Below are 25,017 nucleotides of genomic sequence, written 5' to 3' on the forward strand. Positions count from 1 at the left end.
CTACCGCCTCGCGACGAGTCATCGACCGTCGGCCCCGATTATATTCTGCGGCGCACGCGCCGATACTGATAGGTGAGAAGATTCGGGAGCCGCCGAGGTGAGAATATGCGCACCTGTACGCGCACTTCAAAATTGAAGGTGAGGGAATTCGGGAGTCGCCCGGACGGCGCTACAAATTGCGAATGGTTTCCTCTGAAACTCATATCGCATTCCCAACGTTGCTTCCTTCTCGTCAGGTTCGTCGACGCGATGAAGAACGTCGTCGCGGTGCGTGGGGCTGAAGAACGTGCCGATCGAATGAACGTGGCGCGTGCATCGCGTCAAAGGTGAGGACTTTCGGGAGTCGCGCGCGGGCGGTTCTTTTGCAACTAACCGGCCGGGCCGGGAACCGCACAAACCCCGCGGCAAGAGGCTCGCGGGAATGCGCGCATTCATGCCTGTCAGCCATAGGTGAGGATATTCGGGAGCCGTCGATGCTGTATCAGGCGACGGCCCGTCGTGCCGACGTACAAAACGCGCTTCATGCAGTCGCCAATCATGGCATCCGTCGCGGTGACCGTGCGGCGGCTGTGCAACGTAAGTCGTTGAATGTCCAGGCGATCTGCCGCGTGCGCGGCCGGCATCGGCGAAGCGATCCGGCTGCGTTCGATCAAAGGTGAGGGATTTCGGGAGCGGTGTGTGAGCGCCGCAATGCGCTCGCTGAAATGCCTCCTCGAGTCCTCTTTTCACCTCAAAGGTGAGGCTTTTCGGGAGAAACGACGACGGTAGCTGACGCCGATCCGCCACTGCTCCGTGCTTGAGGTGAGGATTTTCGGGAGCGCAAATACCCGGCAGCAATAGCCCGTTCAGGCCGATTTCGCGATCTCGCGAATGTCCGCGACCGGCGTCTGCCCGAACGCATCGCTGAGCGCATAGTCGATCAACTGCGCCGCGCATTGCTCGGGCGTCGACAGTTGGCCGTTGCGCTTCAGCTCGTCGAAGCGCTGGCGCATCGGGAACTGCTCTTCGCCGCTACCGCGAATTTGCGCCTGCATGTCCGTATCGATCACACCCGGCGCGAGGCTGCAGATGCGCAGCGCGCGATTCGCGTCGAGCGCGACGGCGCGCGCGTGATGATCGAGCGCGGCCTTGGTTGCGCAGTAGATGCTCCAGCCCGGATACGCGTTGCGCGCCGCGCCGCTCGAAATGTGCACGATGCGGCGGTCGGTTGCGTCGACGGCCGCGGCGGCGAGCGCGCTCGCGAGCATCAGCGGCGTCGCGACGTTCAGGCTCACCGCGTCCGCGACGCTCGCGGCGTCCTGTCCTTCGATGGGCCCGATCGGCTGCATCATGCCCGCGTTGTTGATCAGCAGCACCGTCTGCGCGCCGCGCACGAAGTTGCTCAGTGCGTCGGTGGCGATCCATTGCGCGACGCGTGCGGGCTCGGCCAGCGGCAGCTCGATCTCTTCGAGCCGCGCGGCAAAGCGCGCCTTCAGCGCGGCATGCCGCGAGCGCGACATACCCAGCACCGTGACGTTGCGCGCGAGCAGTTGTTCGGCGAGCGCCGCGCCCAGGCCGCGCGTATGGCCGGTGACGATCGCGCGAATCGGAGAAGAGGAGGTCATGTCGTTCCTGGTGATCGTTGACGTGCAGAGTCGACGATTTTCTCACGCCGTATTCAGACCGGGCGAAAGCGCTCGCGATACTGCGTCGGCGTCACGCCAAGCCGCTTCGTAAACACGATGCGCATGCGGTCGGCGGTGCCGAAGCCGCAATCGTAGGCGATCGTCTTCAGCGCCGCGGCGCTGCTTTCGAGCAGCTTGCGTGCGGCATCCACGTGCGCGCGTTCGACGAATTCATGCGGCGTCACGCCGGTTTCCTGCACGAACACGCGCGCGAAGTTACTCGCGCTCATGCCCGCGACGTCGGCGAGTTGCTTGACGGTGAAGCTGTCATGGATACGCGCCATCACGTGCGCCTGCACTTTCGCGGCGGGCGAGGTGTCGTCGGCGGGCGCGGTCAGATAGGGGCTGAATTGCGACTGACCGCCTTGCCGCTGCGCGAACACGACGAGCCGCTTGGCGACCGCGAGCGCGCTATGCGCACCGTGATCCTCGGCCACCAGCGCGAGCGACAGATCGATGCCGGCCGTCACGCCCGCAGAGGTGACCAGCGGCCCGTCGCGCAGATAGATGCGATCGAAGTCGACCCGCGCGCGCGGAAACTGCGCGGCGAGTTGCGCGGCGTGCTGCCAGTGCGTCGTCACATGGCGCCCATCGAGCAGGCCCGCGTGACCGAGCGCGAAAGCGCCGGTGCAGATCGAGCCGTAGCGAGCGCAACGGTCGCGACGTTGGCGAGCCAGTCGAGCAGGCGCGCGTCCGGCACTTCGTTGCGCGGTAGCGCGGGGCCGCCGGCGACGAGCGCGAGATCGAACGGTTCGCGCGACTGCTCGAAGGTCGCGTCCGCCACCAGCGTCATTCCGTTCGACGCGCGCAGCGGCGCCGGGTCCGCGGCCAGCAGCTTGACCTCGTAGTGCCGCGTGGGCGCGACGAAGCGGTTCGTTTCGGAGAACACGTCGACGGGACCGGCGACGTCGAGTGCCTGCACTCCTGGGAAGATCGCGATCGCGACGGTGGGCATCGGACGACTTCCTTTGACGGGGAACGTGAAGGGCACGCCGCGGCAGTCAACGCTGTGCGTTTGGCAGTGTTCAACGGCTCGCGGCAATTGTTCGTGGCGCCGCGCTGGCCAATACTGGATCGGTCGGACGCGCGGTCTCACAGGCAGGCGACAGGCATCGACATCACGGCGCGGACCAGCATACCAAAACGCGCTCTGAAGCGGCGGCGCGCGTCCCGTTGATTACTTTCACATTCACGTTCGCATACGAAGGAGTACGCCGCATGACTACGACGATCGCAGGTATCCAGATTCCCGACAGCATGATGGCGCGTGAAGCCACCGAGCTCGTGCGCGACACCGAAACGGAGTTGCTGTATCACCATTCGCGGCGCGTGTTTCTGTTCGGCGCGCTGGCCGGGCAACGCAAGCAGCTGAAGTACGACCCCGAACTGCTGTACATCGGCGCGATGTTTCACGACATGGGTCTCGTCGCGCCATACAGCAGCGAGCAGGAGCGCTTCGAAGTCGACGGCGCGAATGCCGCGCGTGAATTTCTGCGGCGGCATCGGATCGGCGAGGACGACATCGAGCAGGTGTGGACCGCGATCGCGCTGCACACGACACCAGGCATTCCGCAGCATATGAAGCCGGTGATCGCGCTCGTCACTGCGGGTGTCGAAATGGACGTGCTCGGTCTCGCCTACGACGAATTTAGCGAGCAGCGGCGCGAGGAAGTCACGCATGCGCATCCGCGCGGCGCGCACTTCAAGGAAGGTATCATCGATGCGTTCGCGCACGGCACGATCCACAAGCCGCACACGACGTTCGGCAACGTGAAGGCCGACGTGCTCGCGCTGAAAGACCCGCATTATCATCGCGAGAATTTCTGCACGATGATTCTGGGTTCGGCGTGGAAGTCGTGAAGGGCTGCTTGCGGCAGACATGAGGTAGCGCGATAATGCATCGCTAATGCGATGCATGGAGAGAACGATGAAAAGCGCTACTTTCCCGTCGGTTCGGGTCAAGCCCGAGCTGCGGGCCGCGGCCGAGGACGTGCTGCAGGACGGCGAAAGCCTCTCCAGTTTCGTCGAGCAGGCGATCCGCGACAACATCGCGCGGCGCCTGAATGTGCGTGAATTCGTCGTGCGAGGGCTCGAGTCGCGTGCTGAAGCGAAGCAAAGCGGCGACTACGTATCGGCCGACGACGTGCTCGCCGGTCTCGAAACGCGGCTCCGCGAAGCAAAAACGAAGGCCCGCGCGAAGAAGCACCGATGACGTATCAGGTTCGTTTCACACGCGCAGCGGCGGCGGACCTGCAGAGACTGCACGATTTCATCCTCGAGCGGGACGACGGGGATTTCCCGCTCGCCGAACGCGCGTTGCAAGCCATCCGCGATGGTATCGCCACGCTGCGCACATCGCCGTTCACTTGCCGAAAGGTTCAGCGCGATACGCCGTTTTTGCGCGAGCTGCTGATCCCATTCGGTCGCGCGGGCTACGTCGCGCTGTTCGAGATCGACGACAACCAAACCGTGACCGTGTTGGCGGTGCGCCATCAGCTAGAGGATGATTATCACTGACCGAACTTTCGTCGCCGCGCCATGGTCATCAAAAATCTTCTCCGCAAGCTCGACCTCACCACGTTGCAGCTTTTTCTCGCCGTCTTCGAAGAGGGCACGCTCACGCGTGCCGCCGAGCGCGAGGCGATCGCCGTGTCCGCCGCCAGCAAGCGGCTGGTCGAACTCGAACAGGCGGTCGGCGCGTCGCTATTCCAGCGCAACGCGCGCGGCATGACGCTGACGCCGGCCGGAGAAACGCTGTCGCATCACGCGCGCCGACGAACTGAACCTCGTGATGTCCGCGAGTTAGACGCATAACCGCGCGAACATGCGCATGAGCTGCGAGTCGTCGCTCGCGGCGTTCGACGACATCGTGCGTTGCGCGATGGCCGCGGGCGTGCGGCTCAACGCGACCGTGGCTACCGCGTTCGGCTGTCCGTTCGAAGGGCGCATCGACGAAGACCGCGTGATCGGCATCGTCGACGCGTATCGCGAGATGGGCATCGAGGGCATCACCGTCGCCGATATCACCGGTATGGCGAATCCGCGCCAGGTGGCGCGACTTGTCAGGCGCACGCTCGAGCGGCTGCCGGCCGCCGCGCTCACGCTGCACTTTCATAACACGCGCGGCCTCGGTCTCGCCAACGTGCTCGCCGCGTATGAAACCGGCGTGCGCCGTTTCGACGCGGCGCTCGGCGGGCTTGGCGGCTGCCCGTTCGCGCCGGGATCGTGAGCCCGGTGATGGTCGGACGTGTGAAGGATCTGACCGGCAGCACGACGCCGGCGCTGTATGTGATCGGCGCGATGAGCGTGGTGTGCGCGCTGATCGTGCTGTATGGGTTGCCGGAGTCGTTGCGCAGTCGTGAAACGACGCAGTGAAATCGAAGTTGGAGGGCGCGGCCGTTGGCTTGCATCGCGTGAGGTGCCGCGCCGCTGCCCGCTCCCGCATCCGCGCACGATAGGCCTGCCGTATCAAACACTTGGCAGGCCTGTGCGCAGGTTGTCCACAAGCTTGTTCCCAAATTATGTGGACAACTGGACTTCGAGGTCGGCGCGAGTGAAACGGCATCCTTACGAAGCCCACTCGCCAGTATCACGGACTCCGTAGCGACGCTCACTGCCTACGCGTGCACCGCGCGCGGATAGTTCTCACGCTTCAAGCACTTAAGCTCGCTGTGCGAAGGTTGTCCACAGGCTTGCCAACAATTTAGGTGGACAAGTTTTGTTGCCGACGAAGTGGCGAGGAGCGGGATTCGGCATCAGTTGTCCGCATCACGCCTTCAACCCGGAGGCCGAAGCGACCACCTCCTCCTGCACCTGCACCTGCACCTGCAAAACCGCATCCCGCTTATCGAGCAGATGCTGCCGCAAAATCGCGCTGAGCTTCTTGCCGTCGCGAGCCTCGAGCGCCTTCAGCATTTCATCGTGATCGTGAATCGCGCGGTCCCACTTCGGCGTCTGATAGTTCGAGCGAAAGCGCAGCGCCTGCAGCCGCCGGTTGACCGACACATACGTCTGCCGCAGCGCCGAATTTCTCGCCGCTTCGTTGATCTTGTCGTGGATCGCCTGGTTGCGACTGTAGTAGCCCGGCAGATCGTTCTGCGCACGGCACGCCAGCATCGCGTAATGCAGCGCCTTGATCTCTGCGAGTTCGGCCGCGGTGATGCGCTCGGCCGCGAGTTCGCCGGAAAACGCTTCGAGGCCGCTCATTAGCTCGAAGGTCTCACGCACCTCCGCTTCCGACATCTTCGATACCGACGCGCCCCGGTTCGGCGAAATCTCGATCAGACCTTCGGCAGCCAGCACCTTCAGCGCCTCGCGCAGCGGCGTGCGCGAAATGCCGAGCGTTTCGCACAACTCCCGCTCGTTCAGCTTCTTGCCGGGCTCCAGCGCTCCCTCGACGATAAAGCGGCGGATGTGCTCCACCACCGTGTCGTGCAGGCGCTGACGCTCGACCTTCGGCATCAGCGGGGCAGCGGTCAGACCCGCGTCGAAATCCGAATTTTGCATACAAAAATCCTCAGCTTCACATGAACTGGATTTTATCGGAACCATATCAATTAGTTAATCCATGCGCACACGCGGGTAAACACGGGCCTTAAAGGCCAATTTTCGTCTTGGGAGCATCACGGTTCGTCTGATATAGTTTTTTGCATGCAAAATTCAATTGGAGGGGTCCGATGCTGAAGCTAGATTTTCATCCCGCTGGCCGTCATTTCCTGCAGATTCCGGGGCCGAGTCCCGTGCCGGATCGCATCCTTCGAGCGATGAGCTATCCGACCATCGACCATCGCGGACCCGAATTCGGCGAGCTGGGTCTCAAGGTGCTCGACGGCATCAAGAAGATTTTCAAGACGCAGCAGCCGGTCGTCATCTATCCGGCGTCCGGCACGGGCGCATGGGAAGCCGCATTGTCGAATACGCTGAGCCCCGGCGATCACGTGCTGATGTTCGAGACCGGCCACTTCGCGACGTTGTGGAAAAAAATGGCCGAGCAGCTCGGCCTGAAGCCCGAATTCCTGGGGCTGCCAGGCATCGAAGGCTGGCGGCGCGGCGTGCAGCCGCAGATGATCGAAGAGCGTCTGCGCGCGGACACGCAGCATGCGATCAAGGCGGTCTGCGTGGTGCACAACGAAACCTCGACCGGCGTCACGTCCGACATCGCCGCCGTGCGTCGCGCGATCGACGCCGCGAGCCATCCGGCGCTGCTGCTCGTCGATACGATCTCCGGTCTCGCGTGCGCTGATTATCGTCATGACGAATGGGGTGTCGACGTGACCGTGTCGGGCTCGCAAAAGGGCTTGATGCTGCCGCCGGGCATCAGCTTCAATGCGATCTCGCCGAAGGCGATGGCCGCCGGCCAGCACGCGAAGCTGCCGCGCAGCTTCTGGGACTGGACGGAAATCGTCGAGATGAACAAATCCGGCTACTGGCCGTACACGCCGAACACGAACCTGCTGTACGGGCTGCATGAAGCGATCGAAATGATTCTCGGCGAAGGGCTGGACAACGTGTTCGCACGCCACGAGCGGCTTGCCGAAGCGACGCGCCGCGCGGTGCGCGCGTGGGGGCTCGAAATCCAGTGTGCCGATCCCGCCGTCTATAGCCCGGTGCTGACGGGCGTGATGATGCCCGACGGCGTCGATGCCGATGCGGTGCGCAAGCTGATCTACGAACGCTTCGACATGTCGCTTGGTACGGGCCTCGGCAAAATGAAAGGCCGCATGTTCCGCATCGGCCATCTTGGCGATTGCAACGATCTGATGCTGCTCGCGACACTGGCTGGCTGCGAAATGGGTCTGCGGCTTGCTGGCGTGCCGCTCAAGGAAAGCGGCATGCCGGCTGCGATGGAGTGGCTGAGCCAGGCACCGAAGACGTCGGGATTGAAGGCCGCGGCTTGATTGTCGGGCGCAGGGAGCGCTTCCCTCATCGAGCCGCGCGCAGAACGCGGCCAGAACAACATGCAATGCGTCCATAGCGGCTCTCGCGGCCGACGGGCGACGACGCAGCGCGCCACTTCAGGCGCGCCGTCGACACATGCCATGGAGAGAGACGATGAAGCGGTTTCGTTTGACCAGTGCGACCAGTATCGTTCTAGTGATGCTCAGCATCATGTACTTCATCACGTACCTCGATCGCGTAAACGTCAGCACCGCGGCGGCGGGTTTCGGCAAGGAATTCAATCTCACGCATACGGAGGTCGGGCTCGTGTTCTCGGCCTTCGCGTATCCGTATCTGCTGTTTCAGGTGATCGGCGGCTGGGTCAGCGATCGCTTCGGCGCGCGACGCACGCTGCTGTTCTGCGGCGCCATCTGGGGGCTCGCGACGGTGTTCACGGGCTTCGCGGGCGGGCTCGCTTCGTTGCTTGCCGCGCGGCTCGTGCTCGGTTTCGGTGAAGGCGCGACGTTCCCGGCCGCGACGTCGGCGATGTCGCGCTGGGTCGCGAAAGAAAAGCGCGGCTTCGCGCAGGGCATCACGCACGCGGCGTCGCGAGTCGGCAACGCGGTCGCGCCGGCGCTCATCGTGATCGTGATGACCAACTGGGGCTGGCGCGAATCGTTCTTTATCTGCGGCGCGCTGAGTCTGGTGTGGGTGGTCACGTGGGCGCTCACGTTCACCGAGCATCCGAAAGATCATCCGCGCATCACGCTCGAGGAACTCGCGGTGCTGCCCACGCCGAAGCCGAAGGTCTCCGGCCTGCCGTGGGGCAAGCTGTTTCGCCGCATGACGCCGGTCACGATCGTCTACTTCTGCTACGGCTGGACGCTGTGGCTGTTCCTGAGCTGGATTCCGCTGTACTTCCTGCATAACCACCATCTGCAATTGAAGAAGTCGGCGATCTTCGCGTCGGTCGTGTTCTTCGCGGGCGTGATTGGCGACACGCTCGGCGGCATCGTCACCGATGCGATCTTCAAGCGCACCGGCAGCCTCAAACGCGCGCGCAGCTGGATGGTGTCGGTGTGCATGCTGTTCTGCCTGCTGTCGCTGATTCCTCTGATGTTCACGCATGACCTGACGCTGTCGATTGCCTGTCTCGCGTCGGGCTTCTTCTTCGCCGAGATGACGATCGGCCCGATGTGGGCGATCCCGATGGATATCGCGCCGGACTTCTCCGGCACCGCGAGCGGCATGATGAACACCGGCTCGGCGCTCGCCGCGATCATCTCGCCGGTGATGGGCGGCTTTCTGATCGACCGCTTTGGCAACTGGGATCTGCCGTTCGTGGGCAGCATGTTGCTGATGGGCATCGGCGTCGTGCTCGCGTTCCGCATGCAGCCCGAGAGCCGCTTCGAAGTTGGCGCGTCGGAGAAGACGCACGTTTCCACCCGGATGGGCGTGTAAAACATGACTTCATCATTGAGTCAGCTGCTTGCCGATGCGCGTCGCAATCGCACGGTGCTCGATACGTTGCCGCCGGAGCTGCTTCCTTCCGATGCCGACGCGGCCTACGCAATCCAGCATGAAATCTTGAGCGCGTGCGGCGCGCGAATCGGCGGCTGGAAGATCGGCGCGAAATCGGCGAGCGGACCGATTCAAGGCGCGCCATTGCCCGACACCGATCTGCACGCCGACGGCGCGCGTCTGTCGCGCGAAGGCTTCGCGCCGCTCGGGCTCGAACTCGAAGTCGCGTTCCGTTTCGGCCGGCGTTTCGAGCCGTCCACGAAACCGTACCGCGAGGACGAAGTGCTCGCGGGCATCGGCTCGATCGGCGCGACCATCGAGATCGTCGCGAGCCGCTATGCCGCGTGGCCCGCCATCGACAAACTCGCGCAGCTCGCGGACCTGCAAAATCACGGTGCGCTGATCGTCGGTGAATTCACACGGTATCGCGAGGATTTTCCGTTCGTCGCGCCGTCGCTGCGCTTCGCGTTCAACGCAGGCAATGTCGTCGAAACGACGCCCGCGAATCCGGCCGGCGATCCGCGGCGGCTGTTGACGTGGCTCGTCAATCACGCGAGTTCGCGCGGCATTGCGGTGACGCCGGAGATGGTGATCACCGCCGGTTCGTACACCGGCATGTTCTTTCCGCGTGAGGCGGGCGACGTGAGCGGGCATATCGAAGGACTCGCGCCGGTGCATCTGACGCTGTACTAGGTAATTCGAGCTGCGCGGTTCAGGCGCGCTCCTCACGGGCCGACGAAATGACGAATCCCACTGCGGGCTTGCTCGTCAAGCCGATCCATCTGGTCCCCTCCGCCGCGCGCGCAACGAGTCCGCTCGCGCAGCATCTGCGCAAAGCGCTGCGCGGCGACGTGCTGTTCGATCTCGCCAGCCGCGGCCGCTACGCGACCGATGCGTCGATCTATCAGATCACGCCGGTCGGCGTCGTGGTGCCGCGCGATCAGGACGATCTGCGCATCGCGCTCGAGATCGCGCGCAGCGAGAAAGTACCGCTGCTCGCGCGCGGCGCGGGCACGAGCCAGTGTGGGCAGACGGTCGGCGAAGCGCTGGTGGTCGATACGAGCAAGTGGCTCAACAACATCGTCGCGTTCGATGCCGACGCGCGCACCGTGACGGTCGAGCCCGGCGTCGTGCTCGATCATCTGAACGCGTGGCTGAAGCCGCATGGACTGTGGTTCCCGGTCGATGTATCGACGGCTGCCCAGTGCACGATCGGCGGCATGGCCGGCAACAACTCGTGCGGCTCGCGCTCGATCGAGTACGGCAACATGGTGCACAACGTCGAGGCGATCGACGCGATTCTCGCCGACGGCAGCGAAGCGCGCTTCGCGTCGCTGCGCGAGCCGCCGCAAGGTGAGCGCTTGCAGCAGATCGTCGCGGGCGTCACGCGGATCGCGCAGCGCGAGCGTGACGAAATCATTGCGCGCGTGCCGAAGGTGCTGCGCCGCGTCGCGGGCTACAACATCGATCTGTTCGATTGCCAGAATCCGCGCGCGTATACCGATGACGGCAGCGCGAACCTCGCGCATCTGCTGGTCGGCTCGGAAGGCACGCTCGCATTCAGCCGGCAGATCACGTTGAAGCTCGCGCCGCTGCCCGCGCACAAGGCGCTTGGCGTGGTCAACTTTCCTACCTTCCGGCAGTCGATGGCGCTCACGCAGCACATCGTCAAGCTGAAGCCGGTCGCTGTCGAACTCGTCGATCGCACGATGATCGATCTGGCGTTGAGCAATCCCGCGTTTCGTCCGGTGATCGGGAAGGCGCTGGTCGGCGAGCCGCAGGCGATTCTGCTCGTCGAATTCGCGGGCGAGGATCGCGACGCGCAGCTCGCGTCGCTGAAGCAGCTCACGGAGTTGATGGGCGAGTTGGGCCTGCCCGATGCGGTCGTCGAGATGCCGGACGCAAATGCGCAAAAAGCGCTGTGGGAAGTGCGCAAGGCTGGTCTCAACATCATGATGAGCATGAAGGGTGACGGCAAGCCGGTGTCTTTCATCGAAGATTGCGCGGTGCCGCTCGAACATCTGGCCGACTACACGAGCCGGCTGACCGACGTGTTTCATCGCCACGGCACCGAAGGCACGTGGTACGCGCATGCGAGCGTCGGTACGCTGCACGTGCGGCCGATTCTCGACATGCGCCGCGACGGCGCGACGAAAATGCGCGCGATCGCCGAGGAAGCGGCCGCGCTCGTGCGTGAGTACAAGGGCGCGTATTCCGGCGAGCATGGCGACGGACTATGCCGTGGCGAATGGGTCGCGTGGCAATACGGGCCGCGGCTCAACCAGGCGTTCAGCGAGATCAAGGCGTTGTTCGATCCGGACAACCGCTTCAATCCCGACAAGATCGTGCGTCCGCCGAAGATGGACGACGCGCGCAATTTCCGCTTTGCGCCGGGCTATCGCGAACAGCGCATCGAAACGGCGCTCGACTGGTCGACGTGGAACGTGAAGCGCGACCCGCTGACGGGAGAAGAAAGCGCGCCCGGCAGCGGCGACGATCTGAGCGGCGGCCTCGCGAAAGCGGTCGAGATGTGCAACAACAACGGCCACTGTCGCAAGTTCGACGCGGGCACGATGTGCCCGAGCTATCGCGTGACGAAGGACGAGCAACATTTGACGCGCGGGCGGGCCAACACGTTGCGGCTCGCGATTTCGGGGCAGCTCGGCGAAAGCGGGCTCGCGAGCGATGACGTGAAGGAAACCCTCGACCTGTGCGTATCGTGCAAGGGCTGCAAGCGCGATTGCCCGACCGGCGTCGATATGGCGAAGTTCAAGATCGAGGCGCGGGCGGCGCGTGTCAAGACGCATGGGGTGCGGCTGCGCGACAGGCTCGTCGCGTTCATGCCGCGCTATGCGGGCGCGGCGAGCCGCATGCCGAGGCTGCTGGCGCTCGCGGACAACGTGCCGGTGCTGTCGACGTGGTTCAAGCGCTCGGTCGGCTTCGCGACCGAGCGGAGTTTGCCGCGGTTCAAGAAGGCGTTTCTGGCCGATGCGGTGTCCGCGAAGCCTGCACGCAACGCTGCGCAGGCGTGCGCGCTGAAAGAAGTCCTGCTGTTCGTCGATACCTTCAACAATCACCTCGAGCCCGACAACGCGCGCGCCGCGCAACAGGTGCTCGAAGCGGCGGGCTACACGGTCCACTTCAATGCACGCCCGGGAGAGCGTCCCGTGTGTTGCGGCCGCACGTTTCTCGCGGCGGGTCTCGTCGACGAAGCGAAAGAGGAAGCGCGGCGCATGCTCGAGCTGTTCAGGCCGTTCGTCGAACGTGGCGTACCGGTGGTGGGATTGGAGCCATCGTGTCTGCTGTCGTTGCGCGATGAATTCCTGCAGTACGGCTTCGGCGAAGAGGCGCAGCGCCTCGCGCAGCACGCGTTTCTATTCGAGGAATTCCTCGTGCGCGAAGAAAAGGCCGGACGATTGCAGCTCGAATTGAAGCCGCTGCCGATGCAGCAGGCACTCGTGCACGGCCACTGCCATCAGAAGGCGTTCGACGCATTCACGCCGGTGCAGACCGTGCTGGAGTGGATTCCCGAATTGAAGGTATCGACGGTCGAATCGTCGTGCTGCGGCATGGCCGGCAGCTTCGGCTATGAAGCGGAGCACTACGCGAGCTCGCAGGCGATGGCCGAGCTGTCGCTGCTACCCGCGGTGCGCAAGCTGGACGCGGCCACGCTGATGGTCGCCGACGGCACTAGCTGCCGGCATCAGATTCACGACGGCGCGGGCGTCGACGCGATCCACGTCGCGCGCGTGCTGGCGATGGCGCTGCGATGACGCGGAGCTAACCGCAAAGCGAAACTCAAACGCGAATCTCAAACACCGATAGCCTGCCGGAACCCACTCGGCGTCACCCCGACAGCCTCGCGAAACCGGTGACTAAAGTGACTCGCGTTTGCATAGCCACACTGCCCGGCGATCTGCGCGAGCGGCAACGTCGTCGTGCGCAGCAGCGTGCGCGCGCGATCGAGCCGCTGCCGCGCGATCCAGGCGGCGGGCGGCAACCCGAACGACTCGCGAAACATCCGCGCAAGATGAAACTCCGACAGCGCCGCGACACCCGACAGCTCCCCAAGCGTCAACGGCTGCGCAAGATGAATGTCGATATAGTCGCGCAGGCGGCGCCGCGTCGCGGCCGACAGCCCGCCTTTCAGCGCCACGTTCGCGCGCCGTACGCCCTGGCCGCGCAATAGCAGGCTCAGCACTTCGTGCGCGGTCTCGTTGGTGCGCAGCAGACCGTCGGGACTTTCCCACTCCTCGTTGACGAGCGACTGACACAGACTCGCAATGCGCGGGTCCTCGAAATAGGTGCGATCGGCGAGCGTCAGTTCGCGCGGTTCGCGGTCGAGCTCCTGCACCGCGCGTCGCGTGAAGTGCTCGGGCAGGAAGTACAGATGCATGAAGTGCATGTGGCCGCGCACCCACCAGCGCGATTCGTGATCGCCGGGCAGTGCGCACAGCCGCGACGGCGCGCCGTAGTGGCCCGGCATTTTCTGGCGCTCGGTGCGATAGCCGCCGTCCAGATAGCACGACAGCGTGTGATGGCCGGGCCGTTCGTAGACGGTCTCGTCCTCCTTCGTGTCGCGAGTCCATAGCGCGATCGCGAGTCCGTCGCCGAGCCACGCGAAGCGGTCCAGATGCGCGTTCGCACTGGCCAGCGTGTGACAGACCGACTGCAGGCCAAAAGGCATGCCGGCGGTGGATATCACGGGGACGGACGGGGTGGGGTTCACGGCGGCGCGCGGAGGTTTTCCGGTGTACGGTGGTGGTTGAGCGGCCAGTATACGGCGCGTCCCGTCAGCCTGCGCATCGGCGCGAAAAAGTGCGCAATTTTGGACAATTGCGGGCGGCGGCGCGGTTCCATAGTCGGGCTTTCTTCCATGCTGCGCGTCATCGCAGTCCGTCATTGCAGTCTGAGGCCCGACCATGAATCTCCTCCTTTATGCCATCACCGTGCTGATCTGGGGCACCACGTGGATCGCAATCAAATGGCAACTCGGCGCGGTGCCGCCACCGGTATCGATTGCGTGGCGTTTCTGGATCGCCGCGCTGCTGATGTTCGCACTGGCGCGCATCATGCGCCGCCCGATCTGGCCGCCGCGCGACGCATGGCGCTACCTCGCCGCGCAGGGTCTCGCGCTGTTCTGCCTGAATTTCCTGTGCTTCTACTACGCCGAACAGCTCGTGCCGAGCGGGCTCGTCGCGGTGGTGTTCTCGACCGCGCCGCTGCTGAACTCGATCAACGGGCGGCTGTTCATGGGCCGGCCTCTGCAGCCGAGCGCGATTGCGGGTGCGTTGCTCGGGCTCGTCGGCATCGTCTGTCTGTTCGTGCAGCAGATGGCCGGGCATCTCGGCGACCACACCGCTTGGCTCGGGCTCGGCGTCGCGTTTCTCGGCACGCTGTGCTTCTCGGCCGGCAACCTGCTGTCGAGCCGCATGCAGTCGATGGGCCTGCATCCGTTCGCGACCAACAGCTGGGCGATGCTGATCGGTGCTGCCGTCCTGACGCTCGGTAGTCTGTTCGCCGGCTATTCGTTCGCGGTGGAACCGTCGGCGCGCTATCTCGGTGCGCTCGCGTATCTCGTGGTGTTCGGCTCGGTGATCGGCTTTACGGCGTACTTGATGCTCGTCGGCCGTATGGGCCCGGAGCGGGCCGCCTATTGCACGGTGCTGTTTCCGATCGTCGCGCTCGCGGCATCGACGCTGTTCGAGGGCTATCGGTGGTCAGCGCTGGCGGTGGTCGGTCTATTGCTCGTGGTGGCCGGCAATCTGGTGGCGTTCGATCTGACGCGGCGGATTTTCGAGCGTCGCCGGGCGGCGCGGACATGATGAGCGTCTCGCTCAAGGTGAGGATTTACAGGAGCAGAAAAAGCAACTGGATCTCTGATCGGTGAGTCTTTACGGGAACCGGTTTTTACCGGTTTCGTGAAGGAAAGATTGTGTCGGAAACATGATTCAATGCAAATCGAATGAATTGGATGAATCGGCATTCAATAATCATTTTTTTATCAATAAATTTACTATTTTTATATGAGAGGATAAAACGCCAAATCTGATGTGCGCGTCTCGCGCCTCGCAAGGACCGACTGCCGTGAAGCCTTTCTCCCGCCTTGGCTTGGCCGTGGTGTTAATCCACAGCCTGATCTCGCCGAATGTTTACGCGCAATCCCAATTGAATTACACGACCTCATGGATCGGTAATAGTTTCGGATTTGGCGACGGCAAATGGATGCAGCAGGATATTCAGGCCATTAGCGTCGGCGCCAATGGCACCGTTTATACGAATGCGCCGTGGGACGAAAGCGGCAGTGAAATCGCCGCCTATCGCGCGGGCGACAAGCTCGCGGTGGCCGGTTCGACGCATGGCTGGGGCGCGGCCGGAGGCGACGCGGTGACGGTGAATCACACGTACCTGTACGCGGCGATGTCGATCGGCAACGAGAACAATGCGCTGGTCGGCGCCGACTATCCGCCGGCCAATCAGACCTGGTACGGCGTCACGCGACGCACGCTTGCGAATCTCGCGACCGGCGCGCCGTTTTCCGGCGGCATCGGCAATAGCGCGAACGCGACGAAGAACAGTTTCGTCGCGGTCGATACGGTGAAGACTGGCACCGACGCGAGCATTCGCGGCCTCGCCGCAACCGACAGCGAGCTCTACGTGGCCGACACGTACGGCAACCGGATCGCGGTGTACGACGCGCAGTCCATGCAGCCGCTGCGTTCGTGGAGCGTCGCGTCGCCGGCCCGCATCGCGATCGACACCGACTCGACGCTGTGGATCATCAGCGGCTTCGGCACAGGCAATCTGAGCATCCTGCACTACCGCGCCGACGGCACCGCGCTCGCCGGTCCATTGACACTGCCCGCCGGCACCGTGCCGAGCGACCTCACAGTGACGCCATCCGGCCAACTGCTGGTCGCCGACAACGGCGTTTCGCAGCAGATCCTCGTGTTCAACAAGGGCGCTGGCGGCCAGATGCAGGCGGGCGCGTCGATCGGCACGCGCAACGGCATTTTCCATCCCGTGCGCGGCGTGCCCGGCGATACGCGTTTCAACGGCATCACCGGCATCGGCGTCGACGCGGCCGGCAATCTGTACGTCGCGCAAAATGGCGAGGGACCGCGCGCGCTCGGCTCGGCATCCGTAGGGCAGGGCGCAGTGCTGGAGAGCTACGTGTACGGCACGCGCGTGCTCAACTGGCGGCTCTACGGTCTGAGCTTCGTCGATAGCGGCGCGTTCGACCCGGCCACGCCCGCTTCCATCTACACGGGCTCGAAGCGCTTCACGCTCGATTACAGGCAGCCGGTCGGCCACGAATGGTCATATGCGGCGTTCACGCTCGATCGCTTCGATTACCCCGACGATCCCGCCTTTCACGAGCCGCGCGGCGTGCGTGGCGAACCGATGGTGCGCAGATTCGATGGCCAGCGCTTTCTCTATACGCTCGATCCGGGCGCGCACTATCTGAACGTCTATCGCTTCGATGCCGCGCATGGCGAGATCGCGATTCCGTCGGGGATGCTCGCGCAGAATCCGCTGCCCGGCGCATGGCCCGCCGCGCAACCGACGTACGGCGAATGGCTGTGGCGCGACAGCAATGGCAATGGCGCCGTCGACGCGAGCGAGATCAGCGGCAATCCGTCGACCGGCAGCACGGTCGGCGACGGCTTCTGGTGGGTCGACGAACCTGGCAACGTGTGGCTTGCCACGCCATTGAGCGGCGTGCGCGAGATGCCGCTGCAAGGTCTCGACTCCGCCGGCAATCCGATCTACACGTACGCGAGTGCGAAGATGTTCGCGATGCCCGCGCCATTCACGCGGCTCGCACGGCTCGTCTACGTCGCAGCGACCGACACGATGTATCTGTCCGGTTTCACGAGTGCGATTCCGTGGGACCCGACGCACTGGAAGGAAGCGGGTCCGGTGCTGGCCCGCTACGACAACTGGAGCAGCGGCAACCCGACGCTGACATACACGGTCTCGCTGCCGTGGAACACGCAAAGCGATCCGCAGACCACCACGGTCGGCGTCGCGGTGGCGGGCAACTATATCTTCGTTGCGGAGCTGTACACCGATCGCATCGACGTCTACGACGCGCGCAACGGCACGGCGGTCGGTTACATGACGCCGGGCGCGAGCGTCGGCGGCACGAGCGGCTGGGTCGACGTGTATCTCGGCATCAGCGCGGTGCAGCGCGATAACGGCGAGTACGTGGTGCTGGTCGAAGACGACGCGCGCGCGAAGCTGCTGATGTATCGCTGGACGCCTTGACGTGGATAGCTGTCGCGCCGAACACGAATAGACGGCGGCGCACGATCGGTATATAACAACTTTACCGATGCACTCAATGGAGCGATGTTCGATCATGACGCAAGACGTTTCTCCCAAGCCGCCCTCCGACGATCGTCCCGAGATCGAGCAGCTCGACGCGGCGCTCAGTCACGTCGATCAACAGGTGTCGTCAGGCGGCATTGCGTCGGGCGCCGCGAAAGGCATTGTGTACAGTCTGATCGAAACGCTCGGCGCGCTGGTCGGCGATCCCGATCTGCCGGAGCACGCGCGTTCGGGTTACGAGGGACTGCTGGAGGCCGCGCGCGAGTTGCGCGCGAAGTTGGACCGCTGAACACGCGGGCCCGCTCCGGCGCAGCCATCGTGCCGTCTGCTATACAAAAGCGCACTGTGTAACTCACCGTGTGCTTTTTTTCATGCTCTCTGAGGCTCACGCCCCGAGCGCCACCTCTTCACCGCTCGTCTGCGCCAGCAACTGGTGAATCTGCGCGACCACGGCCGCGCCTTCGCCGACCGCCGCGGCCACGCGTTTCGTCGACCCGGCACGCGCATCGCCGATCGCATAGACTCCTTCGACCGTGGTCCCGAGATCGCACGCGGTGGCCGAGCCATGCGCGCTGATGCCGGTCAGCACGAAGCCTTTCGCGTCGAGCTGCACGCCGCAGGTGCGCAGCCATTCGGTGTTCGGGTCCGCGCCGGTGAACAGAAACAGATGCCGGGTGTCGAAGTGATCGACGCCGCCGGGCAGCGGCCGCTTCAGCGCGACCGACACGAGCCCGTCCTCATCGCCTTCGAGCCGGCCGACTTCCGAATTCGGATGCACGAACACGTTCGGCAGCGAGCGGATGCGGTCGATCAGATAGCGCGACATGGTCGCCTCGAAACCGCTGCGGCGGATCAGTACGTGAACCTTGGCCGCGTGCGTCGCCAGATAGACGATCGCCTGGCCGGCCGAATTGCCGCCGCCAACCAGCACGACCTCCTGGCGCTTGCACAGCTTCGCCTCGACCGGCGACGCCCAGTAGTAGACGCCGCGTCCGTCGAAGCGCTCGAGCCCGTCGAGCGCCGGGCGCCGGTACACGGCGCCGCTCGCGATCACGATCGCCTGCGCGCTGATGTGGCCGCCGCATTTCAGCTCGAGCCGATACGGCGACTGCCCGCAATGCAGCGCTTTCACGTTGACTGGGATCGCCACGTGCGCGCCGAACTTCTGCGCCTGCACGAACGCGCGGCCGGCGAGCGCCTGGCCCGAGATGCCGGTCGGAAAGCCGAGGTAGTTTTCGATGCGCGAGCTCGCGCCCGCCTGGCCGCCCGGCGCGCGGCTGTCGAGCACGATCACCGAAAGTCCTTCGGAGGCCGCGTACACCGCGGCGGCAAGTCCCGCCGGCCCCGCGCCGACGATCGCGACGTCGTACACGTACGTGTCGTCGAGATCGGGCAGCATACCTAAGCGAGTGGCAAGCTCCGGCATGCTCGGATGACGCAGCACCGAGCCGTCCGGGCAGATCACGAGCGGCAGGTCCTCGCGCTGCGCGGCGAACTGCTCGATCAGACGCAGCGCGTCTTCGTCGCGTTCGTCGATCACGGAATGCGGATGGCCGTTGCGCGACAGGAAGCCTTGCAGCGTCACGAGCCGTGCGTCGCTGCTATTGCCGATCAGGATTGGCCCGCCCGCGCCCTTTTCGATCAGCGACACGCGCCGCAGAATCAGCGCGCGCATGATGCGCTCGCCGAGTTCCGCTTCGGCGACGATCAGCGCGCGCAGGCGCTCGGGCGGAATCAGCAGCGCTTCGACGGGGCCGATCGCGAGGCCGTTCACGAGCGCGGGCTTGCCCGACAGTTGCCCGACCTCGGCCAGAAAATGTCCGGCGCCATGCTCGCCGATCAAGACTTCGCGGCCGATGCCGTCACGCTGATAGACCTTCACGCGTCCTTCGAGCAGCACGAACATGCCGGGCCCGGTGCGCCCGGTCTCGAACAGCAGTTCGCCGGACTTCCAGTGACCGACCTCGCCGAAGCGGCGCAGCCGGTCGATCTCCGCGCAACTGAGCTCCGGAAACATCTGGTGCATACGCGTCGATAGCGACGAAAACGGCGCGTCGGCGACGACCCCCTGCTGTCCTTCCACCTCTTGAATCGAAACGTCCTGAGTCGAAAGCATTGAACCGCTCCTTCGATATTCATTGCACGATTGAACGCGAGGCAACGCGATGCGCGCTCGCACGCCGGGACGAGCCGTGCCGCGCGCGTCAGGCGGACGATGCCGCCGCTGATTACGGCTAAACGGCTTTGGGCGCGATGTCGTCGACCGCGACTTCCGGCGGCGGCATCGCGGGCAGCGAGTCGACCGGCTTGCCCGAATCGCGCCAGGCTTCCATGCCGCCGCGCAGCGGCAGCACGTCGGAGAAGCCGGCTTCGTTGAGCTGCTTGGCCATCCATGCCGCGGAAATCTCGTTCGGGCAGGAGCAGTAGATCACGAGCTTCTGATCGTGCGCGTAGGTGGCGACGATGTCGTCGAGTTGCCGTTCATCGGCGAATTGCGCGCCGGGGATCACGAACGGATCGAGCTTGCGCTTCTCCTCCGAACGGATGTCGAACACGACCGGCGCCCGGTCAGCCGCGAACAGCTTCGCGAGTTCGTCGACCTCGATGCGCGCGGACGCGAGCTTCGCGATCAACTGACGGCGCCGGATCCACCGGTACACCGCATACAGCACCAGCAACGCGACGACGACGAGCGCCGCCGTGCGCCCGAGCCGCCCGGCAATCGCGAACAGCATGTCGATCTGCCGCGCGAACAGCGCGCCGATGATCAGCCCGGTGCCGGACCACAGCGCGGCGCCGACGCCGTCATAGGTGAGGAAGGTGCGGTAGCGCGTGCCCATCGCGCCGGCCATCGGGATCGACACGATCGACAGCCCCGGCACGAACTTCGCGAGCGCGAGCACGCGCACGCCCCAGCGGCCGAAGAAGCGCTCGGTCTTTTTTACGCAGGTGTCACGCGACAGCGACAGCCGGCAGATCGTCTTCAGCGTATTGCCCCCGTAGATGCGGCCCGCGACGTACCACGCGCTGTCCCCGATCAGCGTCGCGAAGATCGACAGCACGAGGACCGGCAGCAGTTGCGTGCCGACCGAGCCGGGGTGCATCGCGGCCATCGCGCCGAACAGCACGAGCGACGGCATGGCCGGCACCGGCAGCCCGAGCGCGGCGGCCAGCACATTGAGGAAGACGAGCGCCGGTCCATATTGCGCGACGAGGTCATGTAGCATCGGTTTAACATCCGCGGCCCTTGCGGGCGCAGCGCGGTAAGGAATGCAAAGGGGAATGCAAAGATTATGGACGTATTTTCGAGACGTGCAACCGGCCCGGAAATTGGCCCGGCTTCTGGCTGCGATCAGATCGCCATATGTGGCCGCATGCCTCGATACACAAGCGTGGCAACCGCTTGTGACAAGTTGCTGAAGGCCGGGTAAGCGCGCTCGACGAGACGCGAAGGCGCTTGCAAAAAACCGTAGGAAAGCGGGGATTGGCGGCGTGAACGGAACAAACGGAAAGCACGGCGACGCGCGCAGGCGCGCCTAATGCGAATAATCCCGCGCTGACGCGTCGAAGCGCGACGCAACCGGCGCGAGAGGCTGCCGAGTCACGCGACGGTCACACCCGCCGCGCGCCTGCTTCACTGACGATGATTGTGCTGCTCGCCCGGCAACTCGGCACCATGCGCGCGGATCGCGGCGATCAGCTCCGCGGGCGTGATTTCGTAGCGCACTTCGCGATGTATGCCCGGCTTGCGCTCATCGACCTCGATCAGCAGGATGCCTTTGCCGTCTTCGGTCGATTCGAGGCGCAGCGAGCGAAGTTCGCGCGCCGTTGCGTCGTCGTATTCGGTGAGCAGGGCCATTGACCCGGAGGACCCGGTGATGCGCATCGAAGTTGTCCTTGTTGCGTTGGTGATGGAACCATTGTACGGGGCGGACGGCGTGCCGTCTGCCGCGTCGTCGTGCCGTGTCGCGTCTGCCTCTGTCTCGCCGGGGTTTTAGTCGAGTGTGACGCTGCCGCTAGCGGATTCGCGGTTGCGGAGCGAGCAACCAGTTTAACGCGACTCCTCGTCGCGACGAATGCATTTTTCATGCCCCACAGTGGCGCGACGTGCGTTCGGATTTTGTCATGCGGGTGACGCGGGGGCGGGCTAGGAAGCGTTCGGCGCGCGCAAAAAATAGCCCGTCCGGACAGGGACGGGCCGTTAAACGCCGTTGTTACTCGGGTCAGCCTGCCCTTGCAACATTGGGCGCTGACGACTCCATCCTCGTGCTTCGTTGGCCGACTGTCGAGGTGGGGGTAATGCGGATCTATCAGATCAAAGTACTGTTTTCCGGTTCGGCGTTCACACGAGGCCGGTCGCGTAATACACCGCGATCACGAAGAACACCGCGAGCGTCTTGATCACGGTGACCGCGAAGATGTCGCGATACGACTGCCGGTGCGTGAGACCCGTCACGGCGAGCAGCGTAATCACCGCGCCGTTGTGCGGTAGCGTATCCATGCCGCCGCTCGCCATCGCGACCACGCGATGCAGTACTTCGAGCGGAATATGCGCGGCTTCCGCACCCTTGACGAACGTATCCGACATCGCGGCGAGCGCAATGCTCATACCGCCCGATGCCGAACCCGTGATGCCCGCCAGCGTGCTGACCGACACCGCGGCGTTGACGAGCGGATTCGGAATGCTTTTCAGCGCGTTGCTGACGACGAGAAAGCCCGGCAGCGCCGCGATCACACCGCCGAAGCCATATTCCGACGCGGTGTTGAGCGACGCCAGCAGCGCGCCCGCCACTGCCGCCTTGGTGCCCACCGCGAAGCGCTGGCTGACGCGACTGAACGCCGTCACGACGACCATCACGATGCCGAGCAGCAGCGCGCCCAGCACGGCCCAAATCCCCACGAGAGCCTTGACGCTCGTTTCGACCGGTGCATGCAGCCCCGGCAGGATGTCCGGGGTGACCGTGAAGGACGGACCGTACCAGGTCGGAATCCAGCGCGTCAGCAGGAAGTTCGAGACGCCGACCACGACGAGCGGCGCGACCGCCAGCAGCGGATGCGGCAACTGCTTCGACTCGACGCGCTCCGGCTCGTTGACGAGGTCGGTGCCGTAACCCTCGCCGGTCGCCATCGCGGCGCGGCGGCGCCATTCCAGATACGACAGACCGACCACGATGATGAACAGCGCGCCGAGCACGCCGAGCGTCGGCGCGGCCCACGAGGTGGTCTTGAAGAACGTCGTCGGGATGATGTTCTGGATCTGCGGCGTGCCGGGCAGCGAGTCCATCGTGAACGAGAACGCGCCGAGCGCGATCGCGCCGGGCATCAGCCGCTTCGGAATGTTGCTCTGGCGATACAGCTCGGCCGCGAACGGATAGACCGCGAACACGACGACGAACAGCGACACGCCGCCGTAGGTGAGCAGCGCGCACACCGCGACGATCACCGCGTTAGCGCGCGAGCGGCCGATATAGCGGATCGCGGCCGCGACGATGGACTCCGAGAAGCCCGACAGCTCGATCACCTTGCCGAATACGGCGCCGAGCAGAAACACCGGGAAGTACAGCTTCACGAAGCCGACCATCTTGTCCATGAAGATGCTCGTGAAGACCGGCGCGACGGCGGCGGGCTCGGTGAGCAGGACGGCGGCGAGCGCCGCGATCGGCGCGAACAGGATCACGCTGTAGCCGCGATACGCAGCGAACATCAGAAACGCCAGCGCGGCGATAACGATGAGAAAGGTCATTGAATCTCCATAGCCCGGTTGTTCTACATGTTTGCCGTCCCGATCGAGCGACGGCGCGGCGCGGTCGGAACGCAGGTTCCATGCCATGGCCGTCGTTTTGCTGCTGGCCCGCCGTGGCGCATGGCGCGGCCGCGCAGCGGCGGGCCGAGGCACCGTGGGCGGATTGTACCCAAGCGTCTCCGAAACGGGACTTCCATCCGGTGAAGAACGCCTGAAACCAGGGTAAGTCATGATGCATAAGGCCTATCGGGTGTCTCAATTTGGAGATAAATTCATCCACCGATTGAGATTGATGCAATCAAAACGATAAGCGGAGACAGCGACAGCATGTTGACCGACTGGACGGGCCTGCCCGCCACCTATGACGACGTGCTTCGTCGGGCGATGGATTCGCTGTTTCGCACGTTCGAAAACTTCAGCGAAGGCACCTTCATCGTCGATGGGCAGGCGCGCGTCGTCTGGATCAACAAGCGGTATGCGGCGCGCTTCGGCTTTGCTGACCCGCAGCAGGCGATCGGCCGGGATTGCGAAGCGGTGATTCCAAACAGTCTGATGCGCGAGGTCGTCAACACCGGCAAGCCGATCCTGCTCGACATCATGGAGACCGATCGCGAGCCGCTCGTCGTCACGCGCCTGCCGCTCAAGGACGATGCCGGCGTGACGATCGGCGCGGTCGGCTTCGCGCTGTTCGACGAGCTGAAAGCGCTGTCGCCCCTCTTTTCGCAGTACTCGCGGTTGCAGCAGGAGCTGATCGCGACGCGTCAGTCGCTCGCGCAGGCGCGCCGCGCGCGCTATACGTTCAGCAGCTTCGTCGGCACGAGCGCGGCGTCGCTCGAAGTGAAGCGCCAGGCGCGGCGCGCGGCGCAACTCGAAGCGCCGGTGCTGCTGCTGGGTGAAACCGGCACCGGCAAGGAGCTGCTCGCGCATGCGATTCACGGCGGCTCGGCGCGCGCGCACAAGCCGCTCGTCGGCGTCAACGTCGCGGCGATTCCCGACACGCTGCTCGAAGTCGAGTTCTTCGGCGCCGCACCCGGCGCGTACACCGGCGCGGATCGCAGGGGCCGGGTCGGCAAGTTCGAGCTCGCCAACGGCGGCACGCTGTTTCTCGACGAGATCGGCGATATGCCGCTGCCGTTGCAGGGCAAGCTGCTGCGCGTGCTGCAGGACAAGGAATTCGAGCCGCTCGGCTCGAATCGGATCGTGCGCGCGGATGTGCGGATCATCGCGGCGACATCGGCCGATTTGCCGGCGCTCGTCGCGGCCGGGCGTTTTCGCTCGGACCTGTTCTACCGGCTCAACGTGCTGACGATCCATGCGCCGGCGCTGCGCGAGCGTCCGTCCGACATCGAGGCGCTTGCCTACGCGATGCTCGAGGAGCTGGCCGCGCAGGCAGGCGGCGGCAGCCACTTCGAATTGCACGACGACGCGTTGCGCCTGCTGTGCGCGTACGACTGGCCCGGCAACGTGCGCGAACTGCGCAACACATTGGAGCGCGCCGTGATGCTGTCCGACAGCGAGCGCATCGATGCGCGTGTGCTCGCGCCGTTCATCGGCTCGGGGCAGGGCGGTGCGGTGGCACCGGCGCGGACCCCGTCTGTCGCGGCCGCCGGCGTGGACGTGGCCGCCACCGCCGAACCCACCTCGTGGAGCGACGCGATGGCCGCGTTCGAAAAGCGCTTTCTCTGCGACGCGTTGCGCGCGAACGGCGGCCGCGTCATTGACACGGCGAAACAGATCGGCATGGGCCGCGCGACGCTGTACAAGAAGATCGCCGCGCACGGCATCGACGTTTGACTCGCCGCGCCCGGCCAGCCGCGCCACGCCAACTGACGCAGCACGAGAGCAGCGTGGCACAATCGAGAGATCGAAAAACAAGAC

The 25,017-nt window shown here is 64.7% G+C and carries 19 protein-coding genes and 4 pseudogenes; 14 read left to right on the forward strand and 9 right to left on the reverse strand.

Going from position 1 to position 25,017, the window contains the following annotated elements; genetic code table 11:
* Positions 1-440 precede the first annotated feature (440 nt).
* The 3 genes and pseudogenes from OKW38_RS31620 to OKW38_RS31630 form a co-directional block, all read right to left on the reverse strand.
* Positions 441-653 carry a hypothetical protein gene (locus tag OKW38_RS31620; RefSeq protein ID WP_429333119.1) on the reverse strand — a complete coding sequence of 71 codons (213 nt, stop codon included), beginning with the start codon at positions 651-653 and terminating at the stop codon, positions 441-443.
* Between the two features lie 192 nt (positions 654-845).
* Positions 846-1,604 (reverse strand): SDR family oxidoreductase, encoded by a 759-nt coding sequence (locus OKW38_RS31625; protein WP_090808185.1) that lies wholly within the window; start codon positions 1,602-1,604, stop codon positions 846-848.
* A gap of 53 nt (positions 1,605-1,657) precedes the next feature.
* Positions 1,658-2,619, reverse strand: a pseudogene (locus OKW38_RS31630) (GlxA family transcriptional regulator).
* A gap of 263 nt (positions 2,620-2,882) precedes the next feature.
* Between OKW38_RS31630 and OKW38_RS31635 the strand changes: the two are divergent.
* From OKW38_RS31635 to OKW38_RS31660, 6 genes and pseudogenes are all read left to right on the forward strand, one after another.
* Positions 2,883-3,524, forward strand: a complete 642-nt coding sequence (locus OKW38_RS31635; protein ID WP_429364807.1) for an HD domain-containing protein — start codon at positions 2,883-2,885, stop codon at positions 3,522-3,524.
* A gap of 67 nt (positions 3,525-3,591) precedes the next feature.
* A complete protein-coding gene (locus OKW38_RS31640; protein WP_090808191.1) occupies positions 3,592-3,876 on the forward strand; it encodes a YlcI/YnfO family protein in 285 nt (94 codons plus the stop codon).
* Entirely contained in the window at positions 3,873-4,181 is a 309-nt protein-coding gene (locus tag OKW38_RS31645) for a type II toxin-antitoxin system RelE/ParE family toxin (RefSeq protein ID WP_429364808.1), read from the forward strand. Before OKW38_RS31640 ends, OKW38_RS31645 begins: the two co-directional genes overlap by 4 nt.
* 21 nt (positions 4,182-4,202) lie before the next feature.
* Positions 4,203-4,439, forward strand: a pseudogene (locus OKW38_RS31650) (LysR family transcriptional regulator); the annotation flags it as partial.
* Positions 4,432-4,890 (forward strand): annotated as a pseudogene (locus OKW38_RS31655) (hydroxymethylglutaryl-CoA lyase); the annotation flags it as partial. The pseudogenes OKW38_RS31650 and OKW38_RS31655, both read left to right, overlap by 8 nt.
* Positions 4,884-5,039 (forward strand): annotated as a pseudogene (locus tag OKW38_RS31660) (MFS transporter); the annotation flags it as partial. The pseudogenes OKW38_RS31655 and OKW38_RS31660, both read left to right, overlap by 7 nt.
* A gap of 393 nt (positions 5,040-5,432) precedes the next feature.
* Here the strand turns inward: OKW38_RS31660 and OKW38_RS31665 are convergent.
* A complete protein-coding gene (locus OKW38_RS31665; RefSeq protein ID WP_429364810.1) occupies positions 5,433-6,170 on the reverse strand; it encodes a GntR family transcriptional regulator in 738 nt (245 codons plus the stop codon).
* Between the two features lie 170 nt (positions 6,171-6,340).
* On the opposite strand from OKW38_RS31665, the gene OKW38_RS31670 reads away from it, so the two are divergent.
* The 4 genes from OKW38_RS31670 (at position 6,341) to OKW38_RS31685 (ending at position 12,835) form a co-directional block, all read left to right on the forward strand.
* Positions 6,341-7,561: a pyridoxal-phosphate-dependent aminotransferase family protein gene (locus tag OKW38_RS31670; protein WP_429364811.1), complete on the forward strand. Its 1,221-nt coding sequence runs from the start codon at positions 6,341-6,343 to the stop codon at positions 7,559-7,561.
* 154 nt (positions 7,562-7,715) lie between these two features.
* Entirely contained in the window at positions 7,716-9,002 is a 1,287-nt protein-coding gene (locus OKW38_RS31675; protein WP_429364812.1) for an MFS transporter, read from the forward strand.
* 3 nt (positions 9,003-9,005) lie between these two features.
* Positions 9,006-9,755, forward strand: coding sequence for a 2-keto-4-pentenoate hydratase (locus tag OKW38_RS31680; RefSeq protein WP_429333115.1), 750 nt, complete (start codon positions 9,006-9,008; stop codon positions 9,753-9,755).
* 47 nt (positions 9,756-9,802) lie between these two features.
* Positions 9,803-12,835, forward strand: coding sequence for an FAD-binding and (Fe-S)-binding domain-containing protein (locus OKW38_RS31685; RefSeq protein ID WP_429364814.1), 3,033 nt, complete (start codon positions 9,803-9,805; stop codon positions 12,833-12,835).
* Between the two features lie 38 nt (positions 12,836-12,873).
* Here OKW38_RS31685 and OKW38_RS31690 read toward each other — a convergent pair whose 3' ends face one another.
* Positions 12,874-13,749, reverse strand: a complete 876-nt coding sequence (locus OKW38_RS31690) for a helix-turn-helix domain-containing protein (protein WP_090808206.1) — start codon at positions 13,747-13,749, stop codon at positions 12,874-12,876.
* A 235-nt stretch (positions 13,750-13,984) separates the two neighbouring features.
* Here OKW38_RS31690 and OKW38_RS31695 point away from each other — a divergent pair, with 235 nt between their 5' ends.
* From OKW38_RS31695 to OKW38_RS31705, 3 genes are all read left to right on the forward strand, one after another.
* The gene (locus tag OKW38_RS31695) at positions 13,985-14,887 is read left to right on the forward strand and encodes a DMT family transporter (protein WP_090808208.1); all 903 of its coding nucleotides are present in this window, start codon (positions 13,985-13,987) and stop codon (positions 14,885-14,887) included.
* A 262-nt stretch (positions 14,888-15,149) separates the two neighbouring features.
* Positions 15,150-17,333 carry a hypothetical protein gene (locus OKW38_RS31700; protein WP_429364816.1) on the forward strand — a complete coding sequence of 728 codons (2,184 nt, stop codon included), beginning with the start codon at positions 15,150-15,152 and terminating at the stop codon, positions 17,331-17,333.
* 94 nt (positions 17,334-17,427) lie between these two features.
* Entirely contained in the window at positions 17,428-17,685 is a 258-nt protein-coding gene (locus tag OKW38_RS31705) for a hypothetical protein (RefSeq protein WP_018424067.1), read from the forward strand.
* A 96-nt stretch (positions 17,686-17,781) separates the two neighbouring features.
* Here OKW38_RS31705 and OKW38_RS31710 read toward each other — a convergent pair whose 3' ends face one another.
* The 4 genes from OKW38_RS31710 to OKW38_RS31725 all read right to left on the reverse strand — a co-directional run bounded on the left by OKW38_RS31710 (position 17,782) and on the right by OKW38_RS31725 (position 23,139).
* The gene (locus tag OKW38_RS31710; RefSeq protein ID WP_429364818.1) at positions 17,782-19,512 is read right to left on the reverse strand and encodes an FAD-dependent oxidoreductase; all 1,731 of its coding nucleotides are present in this window, start codon (positions 19,510-19,512) and stop codon (positions 17,782-17,784) included.
* A 118-nt stretch (positions 19,513-19,630) separates the two neighbouring features.
* A complete protein-coding gene (locus OKW38_RS31715) occupies positions 19,631-20,623 on the reverse strand; it encodes a DedA family protein/thiosulfate sulfurtransferase GlpE (RefSeq protein WP_090808214.1) in 993 nt (330 codons plus the stop codon).
* A gap of 407 nt (positions 20,624-21,030) precedes the next feature.
* Entirely contained in the window at positions 21,031-21,282 is a 252-nt protein-coding gene (locus OKW38_RS31720; protein WP_008921056.1) for a hypothetical protein, read from the reverse strand.
* 456 nt (positions 21,283-21,738) lie between these two features.
* Entirely contained in the window at positions 21,739-23,139 is a 1,401-nt protein-coding gene (locus OKW38_RS31725; RefSeq protein ID WP_090810341.1) for a GntP family permease, read from the reverse strand.
* 327 nt (positions 23,140-23,466) lie between these two features.
* Between OKW38_RS31725 and OKW38_RS31730 the strand changes: the two genes are divergently transcribed.
* Complete coding sequence (locus OKW38_RS31730; RefSeq protein WP_429364820.1) at positions 23,467-24,933, forward strand: sigma-54 interaction domain-containing protein; 1,467 nt, start codon at positions 23,467-23,469, stop codon at positions 24,931-24,933.
* Positions 24,934-25,017: the final 84 nt, after the last annotated feature.

Source organism: Paraburkholderia sp. MM5496-R1 (genome assembly GCF_050436205.1).
Lineage (GTDB): Bacteria > Pseudomonadota > Gammaproteobacteria > Burkholderiales > Burkholderiaceae > Paraburkholderia > Paraburkholderia tuberum.